A 14,059-nucleotide genomic window follows, 5' to 3' on the forward strand; every position below is an offset into this window, starting at 1 on the left:
AGATGGCGCGTCATCTGCTCCACCGGCTGTGGCAGTCGGCGCTCACCCTGGTCCTCGCGTCGATCGTCGTCTTCGCCGGGATCCGCGCGCTGCCCGGCGACCCGGCGACCGCGATGGCCGGCGAGGAGGCCGACCCGGCCACGATCCAGGCCGTACGCGCCCGGCTCGGCCTGGACCAGCCGCTTCCGGTGCAGTACCTGAAGTTCGCCGGGCGCGCCCTCACCGGCGACCTCGGCGTGTCGACGCGTACCGGGACACCGGTCGGCGAGCTGATCCGAGCCACGCTCCCGGTGACCGTCCAGCTCGCCGTGTACGCGATGGCCGTCGCCGTGCTCGCCGGGACGACGGCCGGCGTGCTGGCCGCCGTCTTCCGCGGCCGGTGGCCGGAGTGGGCGGCCAACGCCCTGTCGCTGACGGCCCTTTCGGTCCCCACCTTCTGGCTGGGCATCCTCGCCGTGCTGTATCTCTCCGTACACCTCGGCTGGTTCCCCGCGTCCGGGTACGTCTCGCCCTTCGACCACCCGGTGCGCGGCCTGTACTACCTGACGCTGCCCGCGCTGATCCTCGGGCTGACGCACTCGGCGGTTCTCCAACGCCAGACGCGGGCCTCGATGACCGGCACGCTGTCCGCGGACTTCGTCCGCACCGCCCGCGCCAAGGGGCTCGGCGGCACCGCGGTGGTGTTCCGGTACGGGCTGCGCAACAGCCTGATCGTGGTGGTCACGGTCGTCGGCCTGCAACTGGGCGGGCTGATCGGCGGCGCGGTGGTCACCGAGCGGATCTTCACGCTGCCCGGCATCGGGAAGCTGACCCTCGACTCGGTGTTCACCCGGGACTACCCGGTCGTCCAGGCCGTGGTGCTGGTGATCACCGCCTCGTACATCGTGATCAATCTGCTGGTCGACGTGCTGTACACGGTCATCGATCCGCGGATACGAGTCTCCGGGAGGTCCCGATGACGACCGCTGCGGCGGCCACCGCCGCCCCGGACGGCGCGCTCCCCGGCCCCGGCCGGACCCACGGCCGGGCGCTGCGCACGCTGGTCCGCAACCCGATGGGCGTGGCCGGCGGCATCCTGCTGCTGATCGTGGTGCTGGCCGGGGTCCTCGCCCCGCTGCTCGCGCCCGGTCCGCCGACCGAGGTGCACTTCTCGACGCCGTTCCAGCAGCCCGCCACCGTCGGTTTCCCGCTGGGCACCGACGACCTGGGACGGGACATCCTCTCCCGGGTGCTGTACGGGACGCGGGCCTCGCTGGAGGTCGGTGTGCTGTCCGTGCTGCTCGCCGTGGTGGCCGGGGTACCGCTCGGGCTGCTCGCCGGCTACTGGCGGTGGCTGGACGCGCTCGTGTCACGGCTGGCCGACCTGATGCTCGCGTTCCCCTTCCTGATCCTCGCGGTGGGTCTCGCCGCCATCAACGGCGGCGGTCTCGGCAACGCGGCGATCGCGCTCGGCATCGCCAACGTCCCGGCGATGATCCGGGTGGTGCGGGCCGAGACGCTGCGGCTGGCCGAGGCCGACTTCGTCCTCGCCGCCCACGCCATGGACGCCGGGCCGCTGCGCGTCCTGGGCCGGCACATCCTGCCGAACGCCCTGTCCGCGATCATCGTGCAGGCCACGCTCGTGATGCCGGCCGCGGTCCTCGGCGAGGCGGTGCTGTCCTTCCTCGGCCTCGGCATCCAGCCGCCCGACCCCAGCCTGGGCATCATGCTCTCCGACGCCCAGAACTATCTGCTGCGCACGCCGTGGCCCGGCGTCTTCCCCGGGCTCGCGATCGCCCTGATCTGCCTGGGCTTCAATCTGTTCGGCGACGCCCTGCGGGACGCGCTGGACCCGCGGACGAGCGGTTCGGGAGAGCGGTCATGACACTTCTGGAAGTGGCGAACCTCAGCGTCTCCTTCGGCGCAACACCCGCCGTCCGTGGCGCGGAGCTGACCCTGATGCCGGGTGAACGGGTCGCCGTGGTCGGCGAGTCGGGCTCCGGCAAGTCGACGCTGGCACACGCCGTCATGGGCCTGCTGCCCGGCTCCGGACGGGTGACCGGGGGCACAATCCGGCTGCGCGGGGAGGACGTCGTACGGGCCCCGGAGAAGCGTCTGCGGCAGTTGCGCGGGCGGGCGGTCGGGCTGGTGCCGCAGGACCCGATGACCAATCTCAACCCGGTGACCCGGGTCGGCCGGCAGGTCGCCGAGACCCTGCTGGCCCACGGTCTGGCCGGCCGGCGCGAGGCCCCGGGCCGCGCCGTGGAACTCCTCGCCCAGGCCGGACTGCCCGAGCCCGGACGGCGGGCCCGCCAGTACCCGCACGAGCTGTCCGGCGGCCAGCGGCAGCGGGTGCTGATCGCGATCGGTCTGGCCTGCCGGCCCGACCTGCTCATCGCGGACGAGCCGACGTCCGCGCTGGACGTGACCGTGCAGCAGCAGATCCTCGACCATCTGGACGGGCTGACCCGGGAACTGGGCACGGCACTGCTGCTGATCACCCACGATCTGGGGCTGGCCGCGGACCGGGCAGACCGGGTCGTCGTCATGTCCCGGGGCGCCGTGGTGGAGACGGGTCCGGCCCGGCAGGTGCTCGGCTCACCCCGGCACGAGTACACCCGCCGACTGGTGGCGGCGGCCCCGTCCCTCGGTGCCACGGTCCGCGAGCGGACGCCGGGGCCCGGCGCCGCACCGGGCGCCGCCCGGCCGCCCGCGGCCGCCGCCCGGCCGCCCGCGGCCGCCGCCGGGCCGCTGCTCGCCGTCGAACACGTCACGAAGGAGTACCGGCTGCGCGGCGGCGCCCGCTTCCGTGCGGTGGACGACGTGTCGTTCACCGTGGGACACGGACGGACCACCGCGTTCGTCGGCGAGTCGGGCTCGGGGAAGACCACCACCGCGCGCATGGTGCTGGGGCTGCTGGAGCCGACCGGCGGCACCGTCCGCCTCGACGGCGCGCCGGTCTCCGGGGCCGCCACGGCGCGCGGGCCCGCGCGCCGGGCCGCCCGGCGGGCCATGCAGCCGGTCTTCCAGGATCCGTACGCCTCCCTCGACCCGATGTTCACCGTGGAACGCCTGATAGCCGAGCCGTTGACGGTGTTCGGCGTCGGCGACCGGGACGAGCGGCGGGCCCGGGTGGCCCGGCTCCTCGATCAGGTCGCGCTGCCCGCCGACGTCGCGCGGCGCTATCCCAACGAGCTGTCCGGCGGGCAGCGGCAGCGGGTGGCGATCGCCCGGGCCCTGGCCCTGGAACCCCGGCTCGTCGTCTGCGACGAGCCGGTGTCGGCGCTGGACGTCCTCGTGCAGGACCAGATCCTGCGCCTGCTCCGGTCCCTCCAGGACGAGTTGGGCATCGGCTATCTGTTCATCTCGCACGATCTGGCGGTGGTGCGCGCCCTCGCCCATGACGTCGTGGTCATGCGTGCGGGCCGGGTCGTCGAGCGGGGCCCGGTGGACGCGGTGCTCGGGGCACCGTCCGACCCGTACACCCGGCAGTTGCTGGCGGCGGTGCCCGGCGCCGGCCTGACGCACCGTCCTTAACACCCGGCCGGACACCCGGCACAGCGTCCGTGGCCCCGGCACGCCCCCTCGCGGGGCGGTGCCGAGGCCACGGATGGGGACGCGTGCCGTCGAGGGCCGCGTCAGCACCGCGCCTTCCCCGCGCCGCGCCGGGTGCGGACGAGCAGGTACAGGAAGTACGGCGTGCCGATGACCGCCGTCATCAGGCCTGCGCCGAGCTGGGCCGGTGCGATCACCGTGCGGCCGAGCAGGTCCGCGGCGCAGACCAGGGCGGCGCCGAGCAGAACCGCCACGGGTACGACCCGTACGTGCCGGCGTCCGACCAGGGCGCGTGCCGCGTGCGGGGCGACCAGCCCGACGAAGCCGATCGTGCCCGCGGCGGCGACGGCGGTGGCGCTCAGCAGCACCCCGACGGCCAGGAATCCGAGCCGGGCCGGTGCCAGGCGCAGGCCGAGCAGCCGGGGCGTGTCCTCGTCTAGGGACACCAGGTCGAGTTCGGTGCGCCGTACGACGGCGACCGCGACGCCCAGCAGCAGGGCGGCGCCGACGGGCAGCGCGTCGGGCAGGGTCCTGCCGTAGGTGGAGCCGGACAGCCAGGTGAGCGCCTTCGCCGCGTTGAACGGGTCGGTGAGCACGATGAGCAGGCTGATGAGGGAGGCAGCGGCGGCGGACACGCCGACGCCCACCAGGACCAGCCGGTGCTGCCCGAAGCCGCCGCGGGCGGCGAGCCCGAACACGAGGACGGCGGCGCCGGCCGCGCCCGCGAACGCGGCTGCGGCGATGCCCCAGGAACCGGCGAGCGGTGCCGTCGTCACGAGCAGGACGGCGCCGAGGGCGGCTCCGCCGGAGACACCGAGGACACCGGGTTCCGCGAGCGGGTTGCGGGTGACGGCCTGGACGAGGGCTCCGGCCAGGGCCAGCGCCGCGCCCGCGAGCAGCGCCGCGAGGACCCGTGGCACCCGGGTGTCGAGGACGAAGGCGACGGACCGGCCGGCCCTGCCCTGCGCCCAGTTGACCACGTCGCCCAGCAGCAGCCGGGTGTCGCCGAGCAGCACCGCGGCGACGGTCACCCCGGCCAGGGCGGCGGCGAGCAGTGCGAGGGTCACGAGGAAGGCCGCCCGGCCCGGAATGCGCAGCCGCTCCGGCGCGCTCACGGCGGCGCTGTCGCGCGCCCGCAGGGCCATGCCGACCAGGAAGACCGCGCCGAGGAGGCTGGTGACGACCCCGGTGGGCACGGCGACGGCGGTCCCGGCCGGTACGACGGCGCGCAGCAGGACGTCGGAGCCGAGCACCAGGCCGGCGCCGGCCAGCGCCGCGGTGGGCAGGCCGAGCCGGGTCCGGGTGAACGGCCGGATCCGGCGGGCGAGCGGGCGCACCAGGGCGGGTGCGCACAGGCCGACGAAGCCGAGCGGTCCGGCGAGGGTGACGGCCGCCGCGGAGAGCAGCGCGGCCAGCACCACCACGGTGATCCGGGTGCCGCGGACCGGGACGCCGAGGCCACGGGCCGCCTCGTCGCCGAGGGCCAGGGCGTCCACCCGGCGGGCCGTCAGCAGCAGTCCGAGCAGGCCGGCCGCGGCGACGGGCGCCATCTGGGCCACCCCGCCGAAGCCGTTCTGGCTGATGCTGCCCTGGCCCCATTGGTAGAGGCCGTCGGTCTGCTCGGGGAACAGCAGGAGCAGCCCCTGGGTAACGGAGGACAGCCCGAGGGTCAGGGCGCTTCCGGCCAGCACCAGGCGGACGGTGTCCGCTCCCGGTCCGGACAGGGCGACGACGACGGCCGCCGCGGCGAGCCCGCCGAGGAACGCCACGCCCGAGGAGGCCGCCAGGGGCAGCGCCACCCCGGTGACGGTGAGCAGGCCGAGGGCGAGGTAGGAGCCGGCGTTCACGGCCAGGGTGTCGGGTGCGGCGAGCACATTGCGGCTGACGGCCTGGAGTGCGGCGCCGGCCGCGCCGAGCGCGGCACCGACCAGCAGCCCGGCGGTCATCCGGGGCAGCCGCGAGGCGATCACGACGGACGCGTCGGCGGGATCGGCCCGGCCGGTGAGGGCCTGCCACACCTCGGCCGGGCCGACGGCCGCCGTGCCCTGGGTGATGTCGACGACGGCGAGGGCGGCGACCAGGAGCACGAGCGCGGCCGTCACCACGGCCGCGGCCGTCCGGGCCGCGACGGCCGGTGAGCCGGTGGCGGGAGCTGTTGCGGTGACGGCCATGGCGCTACTTCGTCAGGGCGGCGACGACGGCGTCGACGTACGCCTGCATGGACAGCGGGCCGCCGAACATCCAGATGCCGTCGGGCAGTCGGTGCACGGTGTCCTTCTTCACGAACGGCAGCGACTTCCACACCGCGTTGCGGGCGAGGTCGTCCTTGAAGGGGTCGCTGTCCTCGCTGCCGATGTAGGCGAACTCCACGTCGCCGAGGCCGGTCAGCCCCTCGACGTCGGTGGCGGCCAGGCCGTAGTCGGCGTCGCCCTTGACGGTCCAGGCGTTCTTCAGGCCGATCGCCTCGTTGACGGCCCCGATCAGTGAGCCGCTGGTGTAGGGGCGTATGGAGACCTGGTTGGCGGCGACGTAGCCGTCGGCGAAGGCGATCCTCCGGCCGGCGAGCCCGGCGTCGGCGAGCGCCTTCCTGCCCTCGGTGACCTTGGCGTCGAAGGACTGCTTGACCTTCTCGGCCCGCTCGGTGGTGCCGGTCGCCTCGGCGATCAGGTCGAGGTTCTCCTTCATCTGCCCGATCTGGTCGGACGCCTTGGCGGAGCGCACCTCGAGGACCGGGGCGATCTTCCGCAGCTGCTTGACGGCGGAGGCCGGCAGATCGGTGGTGGCGACGATCAGGTCGGGGGCGAGCGCGGCGACGGTGTCCATGCTGGGTTCGCCGCGGGTGCCGATGTCCTTGGGCGAGTTCGTCAGCGGGGCGGAGGTGTCCCAGGTTCCGTAGCCCTTGACGTCGGCGACGCCGACGGGGTCGACCCCGAGCGACACGAGGCTCTCGACGACGTTCCACTCGGTGCCGACGACCTTCTCGGCGGGCCCGTCGAGCTTCACCTTCTGACCGGTCGCGTCGGTCAGGGTGATGCTCCGTGCGCTGGAGTCGGCGCCGGTGGCGGCGGGCTCGGTGGTGCCGCACCCGGCGAGTGCGACGACGGCGGCTGACACGGCGCACAGGGCGATGAGATGACGTCTCATGGGGTGGTACTGAGCCTTTCGGTTCGTGCGTGGTGGCGGCCGACGGCGCGGGTGCGCAGCCGGCCCGTGAGCGGATCGGTGTCGACGTCGACGCGGATGCCGTAGGTCTCGGTCAGGCGGCCGGCGGTGAGCACGTCCTCGGGCCGGCCGTCGGCGACGATCCGTCCGGCGCCGAGCAGGGTGATCCGGTCGGCGACGGCGGCCGCCTGGTCCAGGTCGTGCAGGACGACGCCGACTGCGATGCCGTGCCGGTCCGCCAGGTCCCTGATCAGATCGAGCAGTTCGACCTGGTAGCGGAGGTCGAGATAGGTCGTGGGCTCGTCCAGGAGGAGCACTCCGGTCTCCTGGGCGAGGCAGCCGGCGAGCCAGACGCGCTGGAGCTGCCCGCCCGAGAGGTGTTCGGCTCCGCGGTCGGCGAGGTCCGTCACATCGGTCATGGCCAGCGCGCGCTGCACGGCCGCCGCGCCGTCCGGGTCCGCTCTCCCCCAGCGCCCCCGGTACGGGTGGCGGCCGAACTCCACGATGTCCCGCACGGTCAGTCCGCCGGGCGTGGGGCGCCCCTGGCCCAGCAGTGCCACGCGCCACGCGAACTCCCGGGCCGTCAGGGCGAGCCCGTCGGTCGCCGTGCCGTCCCCGGAGCCCAGGGTGAGCGTGGCGGTGCGGGCGCGTTGCAGGCGCGCCAGGGTGCGCAGCAGCGTCGACTTGCCGCTGCCGTTGGGCCCCACGAGTGCGGTCACCTCGCCGGGCCTGAGCGTGATCGCCGCGTCGTGCACGACGTCCGTGCCGTCGTACGACACGGTCACGTCCCGAGCGGTCAACTCGTGCCCGGCCACGGGGGATGCCGTGGTTGTCTCTTCACCAGAACTCACGAGGGAAGGTTAGCCTAACCTTACCAATGCCCCTCTGTGAGGCTTCTAACTAAAGTTAGGCTAACCTTCTTTCATGGCGAAGATTCCTCGACTCATGCCGCAGCACCCCCGGATGTTCCGCGCTGAGGTCGTGCGCACCGAGCGCGTCTCCCCGTCCATGCACCGCGTCACCGTCACGGGCGCCGACCTCGACGAGTTTCCCTGGCGGGGCTACGACCACTGGTTCCGGCTGTTCCTGCAACTGCCCCATCAACACCGGCTGCGGCTGCCGGAGTTCACCGGGTCACGCTGGTGGCAGCCGTATCTGGCCATCCCGGAGGAGGAGCGGCCGCACTGCGCGAACTACACCGTGGCCGACTTCCGCCCGGACGCCGCGGAGCTGGACATCGACTTCGTGGTGCACGTCGGCCCGACGGGCGAACTCGAGGGCGGGGCCGCGGTCTGGGCGTGCCGGGCCCGCCCGGGCGACGCGCTCGCCCTGCTGGACCAGGGCCTGCTGTTCGACTGTCCGCAGGACGCCTCCGAGGTCCTCGTCGTGGCCGACGAGACCGGGCTGCCCGCCAGCACGGGCATCCTGCGCTCCCTGCCGCGCGACACGGTGGGCCGGCTCATCCAGGAGGTGCCCACCGCCGGGGACGTACGCGCACTCGACGCACCGGCCGGAATGACCGTCACCTGGATCGTCCGCGAGGGCAACGGGTCCGTGCCCGGCACCGCCGCGCTCGGCGAACTCCTGCGGCACACCCCCGCCGACGCGGCCGGGTACGCCTTCGTGGTCGGCGAGTCGAGCCTGGCCACCCAGGGACGCAGGCATCTGCACCGGTCGGGGCTGCCGAAGGACCGCATCACGTTCTCGGGCTTCTGGCGGCACGAGGCGGCCAAAGCCGCCTGACCGGCGGGCCCCGGCCGACGGGCACGGGCGGGGCACCTTTCGATGCGGATGCGGATACGGACGCGGGGTCTGCGGACCGCCGGCGCATGACACCGGCGGTCCGCAGACCCCGCTCGATCGCTCACTGTGCCTCTCGGCGGGCCGCCCCGGTCAGGGGATGCGGGCCACGGCCGCGTAGATGCCGCTCTCCTCGGGCGCCGGCGTCGTCGACTTGAACCACTCCGGGGCCGTCACCACGCCCGGCTCCACGAGGTCCAGGCCGTCGAAGAAGCGGCCGACCTCCGCGCGGGTGCGGAAACCGAGCCGGATGCCGCCCTTGGCGTACTCGGCGGTCACCTTCCGGGACTGTTCCTCGAAGAGGTCCGAGGCGGCGTGCGAGAGGACGAGGTAGCTGCCCGAGGGGAGCGCGTCGAGCAGATTGCGCACGATGCCGTACGGGTCCTGGTCGTCGGGGACGAAATGCATCAGCGCGATCAGCGACATGGCGATGGGGCGCTCGAAGTCGAGCACGCCCCGCGCGTGCTCGACGATCTCCTCGGGCCTGCGGACATCCGCCTCGATGTAGTCGGTGACGCCCTCGGGACGGCTCACCAGCAACGCCTCCGCGTGCGCCAGCACGATCGGGTCGTTGTCCGTGTACACGATCTTCGCGGTCGGCAGGATCCGCTGGACGATCTGGTGCAGGTTCGGCTCCGTGGGGATGCCGGTGCCTATGTCGAGGAACTGGTCGATGCCCTGCTCGGCGAGCCAGCCCGCGGCGCGCTGCATGAATTCACGGTTCTGCCGGGCGGCGTCATGGGCCTCGGGCGGCAGTTTCTCCCCCACCGCCTCGTCCACGGGGTAGTTGTCCTTGCCGCCCAGGAGCCAGTCGTAGACCCTCGCGGGGTGCGCCTTGCTGGTGTCGATCTTGCGGGGGCCGGGGGTGCCGGTCGTCATGACGGACTCCGTCGCTCAGGTGGACCAGTGAGCACTGCGATCACCGAAGTCTGACACACCGTCGCACGTGCGGTGACGCGCGGGCCCGGCCGTTCCGCTCCCCGGACCGAGAGGGGAACACGGCACACCGGAGCCCGGCAACCCGATCCCGACGGCGCTCCGCGGTCGTACGGCTGCCGACCGGCGCGAGCGCTGACACGTGTCAGGTGTTCCCGGCGAGATTGCGTGGGGCACGCAGGTCCACGCCCGAGACCGGGCCGCAGTCTTCCCCGCTCCCCCGCGTACGTGACTCCGCACTCAGGCCCGGGCCCGGTTCCCTTCGTATTCCAGGTCCGCCCAGACGACGCGGCCCTTGCCGTCCGGCGCCTCGCCCACTCCCCAGGCGTCGCTGAGCCTGCTCACCAGCAGCAGCCCGCGCCCGCCCTGGTCGTCCATGTCCGGCTCACGCACCGCCGGGACGCTCGCGCCGCGCCGCTCGTCCTCCACCTCTATCCGCACCCGGGCACCGAGCACATGGACCCGGCAGGTGATCCGGCTGCCGCCGGAGTGGGCGATGGCGTTGGTGACGAGTTCCGACAGGACCAGGATCGCGTCATCGGCCGGCTCGTCCGCCAGACCCCACCCGGCCAGCAGCGTGCCGACCAGGCAGCGGGCCTGCGCGACGCAGGCCGCTCCGGCCGGCAGACCGAACTCCTCGGAACGGGGGACCGGCCCTTGAGAACGGGGGGCCGGCCCTTGAGCCGCAAACCCCATGGCCGGATGCGGGAGAGGGAGCAAGGCCATCGCGGTACGCCCTTCGCCTGGCTGCACTCATGTCTGACCACACCAGCCTCGCATCGGAGGATCATTTGTGCAACCAGCAATCTGCACATTTCAAAATGCCACGGCATGCTTTACTGGAGACAGATTGATCGAATTTGCTTGGAGTACGTCCCTGAGGGGAATCGCATGACCTCGGCAACCGACTGGGGCGGAGCGCCCTCCGTGCTGCGGATGATCCTCGGAAAGCAGTTGGAGCAGCTGCGCTGCCGGGCCGGTCTGAGCTTCGAGGAGGCCGGCACCGCGATCGGCGTGAGCCACTCGACGATTCGCCGCATGGAGGCGGCGAAGGTGGCCCGGCTGCGTCTCGCGGAGACCGAAAAGCTGCTGCGCACCTACGGCGTGACGGACCCGCAGGAAATCGACGAATTCCTGCGTTCGGTACGCCAGGCCAACGTGCCCGGCTGGTGGCACGAGTTCCGGGACGTCCTGCCGGAGTGGCTGCCCTCGTACTTGAGCCTGGAACAGGCGGCCCAGCAGATCCGCGGCTATGAAGCGCAGTTCGTCCATCCGCTGTTCCAGACCGCGGACTACGCCCGGGCGCTCGCCCGCTCCGACGCTCCGCACGCATCGGAGGAGACGAACGAGCGGAAGGTCGCCATGTGTCTGCGCCGGCAGGAGATCCTGTTGCGCGCGTCACCCCCGCGACTATGGGTGATCATGGACGAGACGGTCTTCCGCTGGCCGGTGGGCGGGCCGGCCGTCATGCGCGCCCAGGTCGACCACCTGATCGAGGTGAACCGGCTGCCGCAGGTGACCGTGCAGATCATGCCGTTCCAGAACGGGCCGCATCCCGCGATGCGCGCCGGCGCGTTTCATCTCTTCCGGTTCCGGGCCAGGGAGCTGCCGGACATCGTCTGGCGCTTCGGTCTGACCGGCTCCGCCAGCCTCGACAGGCCCGAGGACGTCGTCGCACACCGTGAGGCACTGGACCACCTCGGTGCACAGGCCACCTCCGCGCGCCGGACCGAGGCACTGCTCACGACCCTGCGAGAGACCCTCTGACCATGCGCCGCCGCGTGCCTGACGGCATGCTGGGGGTGAGGGGTGGACCTGTCGGGAGCTAGGGACGTGCCGGACAACGGATGGCCCGCCGAACGGATCGACACGAGCATCGCGCACTCCGCGCGCATCTATGACTACGTCATCGGCGGCAAGGACTTCTATCCCGCGGACAAGGAGGCGCCGGCGACGCCATGGTGCGGGAGTGGCCCGCACTGCCGGTCCATATGCGGGCCAACCGCGCGTTCATGAACCGGGCGGTGTCCTGGCTGTGCGAGGAGGCCGGGATACGGCAGTTCCTCGACATCGGCACCGGCATCCCCACCTCGCCGAACCTCCATGAGATCGCGCAGTCCGTGACACCCGACGCACGGATCGTGTACGTGGACAACGACCCGATCGTGCTGACCCTCTCCCAGGGGCTGCTGGCCAGCTCGCCCGAGGGCGGCACCGCGTATGTCGAGGCCGACATGCGCGAGCCGGACGCGATCCTGCGCGCGCCGGAGTTCCGGACGACGCTCGATCTGCGCCGGCCCGTGGGGCTGACCGTCATCGGCATCGTGCACTTCGTCCTGGACGAGGACGACGCCGTCGGCGTCGTCCGCCGCCTCCTCGAACCGCTGGCCTCGGGCAGCTATCTGGCGATGTCCGTCGGGACCGCCGATTTCGCGCCGGTGGAGGTGTACCGCGTCGCGCGGGAGTACGCGGCGCGCGGTATGCCCATGCGGCTGCGCACCCGCTCCGAGGCCGAGGAGTTCTTCGACGGTCTCGACCTGGTCGCGCCGGGCCTCATGCAGGTGCACCGATGGCATCCGGACGCGGCACACACCCTGGTCGCCGACCGCGACATCGCCATGTACGGGGCGGTGGCCCGCAAGCCGTAGCGGCTGCGGACGGGTGCCGGTGCCGCCGGGGTCCCGTGTGGTCAGGGCGCCAGCAGATCGTCCAGTTCCGCGGTGAACAGCTGCGCGGCGTCGAAGCCCATGCCGGTGAAGTGGCCGGCGAGTTCCAGGGACAGGATGCCGTGCATCCGGGTCCAGAACGACAGGGCCCGGTGCAGGGCCGCCGGCGGGGCGGGGTGGCCGTCCGCCCACCGGCGGTGCTCCTCGACATGGCGGTCGAACGCGCTCGGCGCAGCCGCGGCGGGCAGCTCGGCGCAGGCGTCGAGCAGGAACGTCATGATCTCGGACGCGATCGCGGTGGTGTCGTCGGGCGCGTGATAGCCGGGGACGGGTGTGCCGTAGATGAGGAAGTACCGCTGGGGGTCGGCCAGGGCCCAGTCGCGCAGGGCGTGCGCCAGGGCCGCCAGGTCGGCGCCGGATCCGGAGCGCACGACCGTGCCGAAGGTGTCGGCCAGGCTGCGGTACGCGTCCCTGATCAGCTCGGTGATCAGCTCGTCGCGGCCGGTGAAGTAGCGGTAGAGCGCCGGTCCGCTCATCCCCAGCTGCTTGGCGATCGCGTTGAGCGAGAGGGCGGAGGCGCCCGCCGTGGCGATCTGCTCCCGCGCCCGCTCCTTGATCTCCGCGCGCACCTGGGCGCGATAGCGCTCGCGCGGGGTCGTCGTGCCCGGTTCCGTCATGACCTGCCACCCCTCCACGCCGTAGCGCTATATGCCGAAGGTTCAGTTAGAGGCTATCACGACGAGGTGTCCGGCACCGCCTCCGGGCGGGTGGGCGGTTGCACGTCGAGCACGACCCGGCCGGCGCCGCCGAGCCGCCCGGACGTGGCGGGCTGCCGGGACCGCGGAGCCTAGCTGTCCGCGAACCGTCATCGGGCGGGAGCGCGGGGTTCACGGCCGCTGCCCTACGGTGACTGGTCGCCACGGGCTCCCATCCCGCGGGGGCGAGCATGCCCCGGACACCGCGCACCTCGTTCGATGCGGGCCCACCGCACTCTGATCCGGAGGTTTGTGTGTATCGCAGCACCCGACGGTCCACTCGTCGCGCCCTGCTCGCCGCCCTGCTCGGCGCCGCCGCCACGCTCGGCGCGGCATCGCCCGGCGCCGCCTCGGCGGACCGGCCGGCCGGCGCTGCGCCGGCCGCGCCGCTGCGCGTGGCCACGTACAACATTCACGCCGGAGCCGGGCAGGACGGGGTCTTCGACCTCGACCGCACCGCGGCGGCGCTGCGCGACCTGCACGCCGACGTGATCGGCCTCCAGGAGGTCGACGTGCACTGGGGCGCCCGCAGCGGCTTCGCCGACGAGGCGAGGGGACTCGCCGAACGACTGGACATGCGGGTCTTCTTCGCCCCGATCTACGACCTGCCGCCCGCCGCGGAGAACGCCGAGCGGCGGCAGTTCGGGGTGGCGGTGCTCAGCCGTCTCCCGCTGGCCGCCGCCGAGAACCACGAGATCACCCGGCTGTCCACCCAGGTCCCCGACCCCGTGCCCGCCCCGGCGCCCGGCTTCGCCGAGGTGACGGTCCGGGTCCACGGCACCCTCGTGCACCTCTACTCGACCCACCTGGACTACCGCGCCGACCCCTCGGTGCGGCGCGCCCAGGTGGACGACATGCTCGGCATCCTCGCCGAGGACCGCGGGCCGAAGATCCTCGTCGGTGACTTCAACGCCGAGGCGGGCGCGCCCGAGTTGGCGAAGCTGTGGGGCCCGCTGGCCGACGCGGCCCCGGACGGCGGCAGGACCTACCCGGCGATCGACCCGGTCTCCCGCATCGACCTGGTGGCGGTCTCGCCCGAGGTCACCGTCACCGGCGCGCACGAGGTCGCGACCGGGGCATCGGACCACCGCCCGGTGGTCACCGACCTCCTGATCCGGCGGCACGGTCACCGGTCCGACACCGCTGAGCGACGACAGCGGTGAACGCCACAGGGAGCACTGCTCCTCGCCGTCGACGCGAACCTTC

The 14,059-nt window shown here is 73.0% G+C and carries 12 protein-coding genes and 1 pseudogene; 7 read left to right on the forward strand and 6 right to left on the reverse strand.

Annotated features, from left to right (window positions below; translation table 11 throughout):
- The first annotated feature begins 2 nt into the window (after positions 1–2).
- From CTZ28_RS14425 to CTZ28_RS14435, 3 genes are read left to right on the forward strand one after another with little or no spacing between them, the layout of a single operon-like run.
- A complete protein-coding gene (locus CTZ28_RS14425; RefSeq protein WP_121889755.1) occupies positions 3–959 on the forward strand; it encodes an ABC transporter permease in 957 nt (318 codons plus the stop codon).
- A complete protein-coding gene (locus tag CTZ28_RS14430; protein ID WP_121889756.1) occupies positions 956–1,864 on the forward strand; it encodes an ABC transporter permease in 909 nt (302 codons plus the stop codon). The genes CTZ28_RS14425 and CTZ28_RS14430 overlap by 4 nt, the downstream gene beginning before the upstream one ends.
- Positions 1,861–3,516: a dipeptide ABC transporter ATP-binding protein gene (locus CTZ28_RS14435; RefSeq protein WP_121889757.1), complete on the forward strand. Its 1,656-nt coding sequence runs from the start codon at positions 1,861–1,863 to the stop codon at positions 3,514–3,516. The genes CTZ28_RS14430 and CTZ28_RS14435 overlap by 4 nt, the downstream gene beginning before the upstream one ends.
- A 101-nt stretch (positions 3,517–3,617) precedes the next feature.
- Here the strand turns inward: CTZ28_RS14435 and CTZ28_RS14440 are convergent, their stop codons facing one another.
- Genes CTZ28_RS14440 through CTZ28_RS14450 form a run of 3 tightly spaced genes read right to left on the reverse strand, consistent with a single transcriptional unit; the run spans position 3,618 to position 7,547 of the window.
- Positions 3,618–5,705: an iron ABC transporter permease gene (locus tag CTZ28_RS14440; protein WP_121889758.1), complete on the reverse strand. Its 2,088-nt coding sequence runs from the start codon at positions 5,703–5,705 to the stop codon at positions 3,618–3,620.
- Positions 5,706–5,709: 4 nt separating this feature from the next.
- Positions 5,710–6,678 carry an iron-siderophore ABC transporter substrate-binding protein gene (locus tag CTZ28_RS14445; protein ID WP_121889759.1) on the reverse strand — a complete coding sequence of 323 codons (969 nt, stop codon included), beginning with the start codon at positions 6,676–6,678 and terminating at the stop codon, positions 5,710–5,712.
- Positions 6,675–7,547, reverse strand: coding sequence for an ABC transporter ATP-binding protein (locus tag CTZ28_RS14450; protein ID WP_121889760.1), 873 nt, complete (start codon positions 7,545–7,547; stop codon positions 6,675–6,677). The genes CTZ28_RS14445 and CTZ28_RS14450 overlap by 4 nt, the downstream gene beginning before the upstream one ends.
- A gap of 73 nt (positions 7,548–7,620) precedes the next feature.
- Here CTZ28_RS14450 and CTZ28_RS14455 point away from each other — a divergent pair, with 73 nt between their 5' ends.
- The gene (locus CTZ28_RS14455) at positions 7,621–8,439 is read left to right on the forward strand and encodes a siderophore-interacting protein (protein ID WP_183154398.1); all 819 of its coding nucleotides are present in this window, start codon (positions 7,621–7,623) and stop codon (positions 8,437–8,439) included.
- Between the two features lie 150 nt (positions 8,440–8,589).
- On the opposite strand, the gene CTZ28_RS14460 is transcribed toward CTZ28_RS14455, so the two are convergent.
- Together CTZ28_RS14460 and CTZ28_RS14465 are read right to left on the reverse strand one after the other, a co-directional pair.
- Positions 8,590–9,375 carry an SAM-dependent methyltransferase gene (locus CTZ28_RS14460; RefSeq protein ID WP_121889761.1) on the reverse strand — a complete coding sequence of 262 codons (786 nt, stop codon included), beginning with the start codon at positions 9,373–9,375 and terminating at the stop codon, positions 8,590–8,592.
- A 297-nt stretch (positions 9,376–9,672) separates the two neighbouring features.
- Entirely contained in the window at positions 9,673–10,158 is a 486-nt protein-coding gene (locus CTZ28_RS14465) for an ATP-binding protein (RefSeq protein ID WP_259471608.1), read from the reverse strand.
- A 165-nt stretch (positions 10,159–10,323) separates the two neighbouring features.
- Between CTZ28_RS14465 and CTZ28_RS14470 the strand changes: the two genes are divergently transcribed.
- Both CTZ28_RS14470 and CTZ28_RS14475 read left to right on the forward strand, forming a co-directional pair.
- Positions 10,324–11,199 carry a helix-turn-helix domain-containing protein gene (locus CTZ28_RS14470; RefSeq protein WP_121889762.1) on the forward strand — a complete coding sequence of 292 codons (876 nt, stop codon included), beginning with the start codon at positions 10,324–10,326 and terminating at the stop codon, positions 11,197–11,199.
- A 66-nt stretch (positions 11,200–11,265) separates the two neighbouring features.
- Positions 11,266–12,080: pseudogene (locus tag CTZ28_RS14475) on the forward strand (SAM-dependent methyltransferase).
- A 41-nt stretch (positions 12,081–12,121) separates the two neighbouring features.
- Here CTZ28_RS14475 and CTZ28_RS14480 read toward each other — a convergent pair.
- A complete protein-coding gene (locus CTZ28_RS14480; protein ID WP_121889763.1) occupies positions 12,122–12,775 on the reverse strand; it encodes a TetR/AcrR family transcriptional regulator in 654 nt (217 codons plus the stop codon).
- A gap of 332 nt (positions 12,776–13,107) precedes the next feature.
- Here CTZ28_RS14480 and CTZ28_RS14485 point away from each other — a divergent pair, with 332 nt between their 5' ends.
- Complete coding sequence (locus CTZ28_RS14485) at positions 13,108–14,016, forward strand: endonuclease/exonuclease/phosphatase family protein (protein ID WP_121889764.1); 909 nt, start codon at positions 13,108–13,110, stop codon at positions 14,014–14,016.
- Positions 14,017–14,059: the final 43 nt, after the last annotated feature.

Origin of the sequence: Streptomyces shenzhenensis, from assembly GCF_003688995.1 — a bacterium.
GTDB classification, from domain to species: Bacteria; Actinomycetota; Actinomycetes; order Streptomycetales; family Streptomycetaceae; genus Streptomyces; species Streptomyces shenzhenensis_A.

Excerpts from the sequence above, each read along its gene's own strand:
- CTZ28_RS14425 (WP_121889755.1), top strand. The coding sequence starts at position 3 with ATGGCGCGTCATCTGCTCCACCGGCTGTGGCAGTCGGCGCTCACCCTG.
- CTZ28_RS14430 (WP_121889756.1), top strand. The coding sequence starts at position 956 with ATGACGACCGCTGCGGCGGCCACCGCCGCCCCGGACGGCGCGCTCCCC.
- CTZ28_RS14435 (WP_121889757.1), top strand. The coding sequence starts at position 1,861 with ATGACACTTCTGGAAGTGGCGAACCTCAGCGTCTCCTTCGGCGCAACA.
- CTZ28_RS14440 (WP_121889758.1), bottom strand. The coding sequence starts at position 5,705 with ATGGCCGTCACCGCAACAGCTCCCGCCACCGGCTCACCGGCCGTCGCG.
- CTZ28_RS14445 (WP_121889759.1), bottom strand. The coding sequence starts at position 6,678 with ATGAGACGTCATCTCATCGCCCTGTGCGCCGTGTCAGCCGCCGTCGTC.
- CTZ28_RS14455 (WP_183154398.1), top strand. The coding sequence starts at position 7,621 with ATGGCGAAGATTCCTCGACTCATGCCGCAGCACCCCCGGATGTTCCGC.
- CTZ28_RS14460 (WP_121889761.1), bottom strand. The coding sequence starts at position 9,375 with ATGACGACCGGCACCCCCGGCCCCCGCAAGATCGACACCAGCAAGGCG.
- CTZ28_RS14465 (WP_259471608.1), bottom strand. The coding sequence starts at position 10,158 with ATGGCCTTGCTCCCTCTCCCGCATCCGGCCATGGGGTTTGCGGCTCAA.
- CTZ28_RS14470 (WP_121889762.1), top strand. The coding sequence starts at position 10,324 with ATGACCTCGGCAACCGACTGGGGCGGAGCGCCCTCCGTGCTGCGGATG.
- CTZ28_RS14480 (WP_121889763.1), bottom strand. The coding sequence starts at position 12,775 with ATGACGGAACCGGGCACGACGACCCCGCGCGAGCGCTATCGCGCCCAG.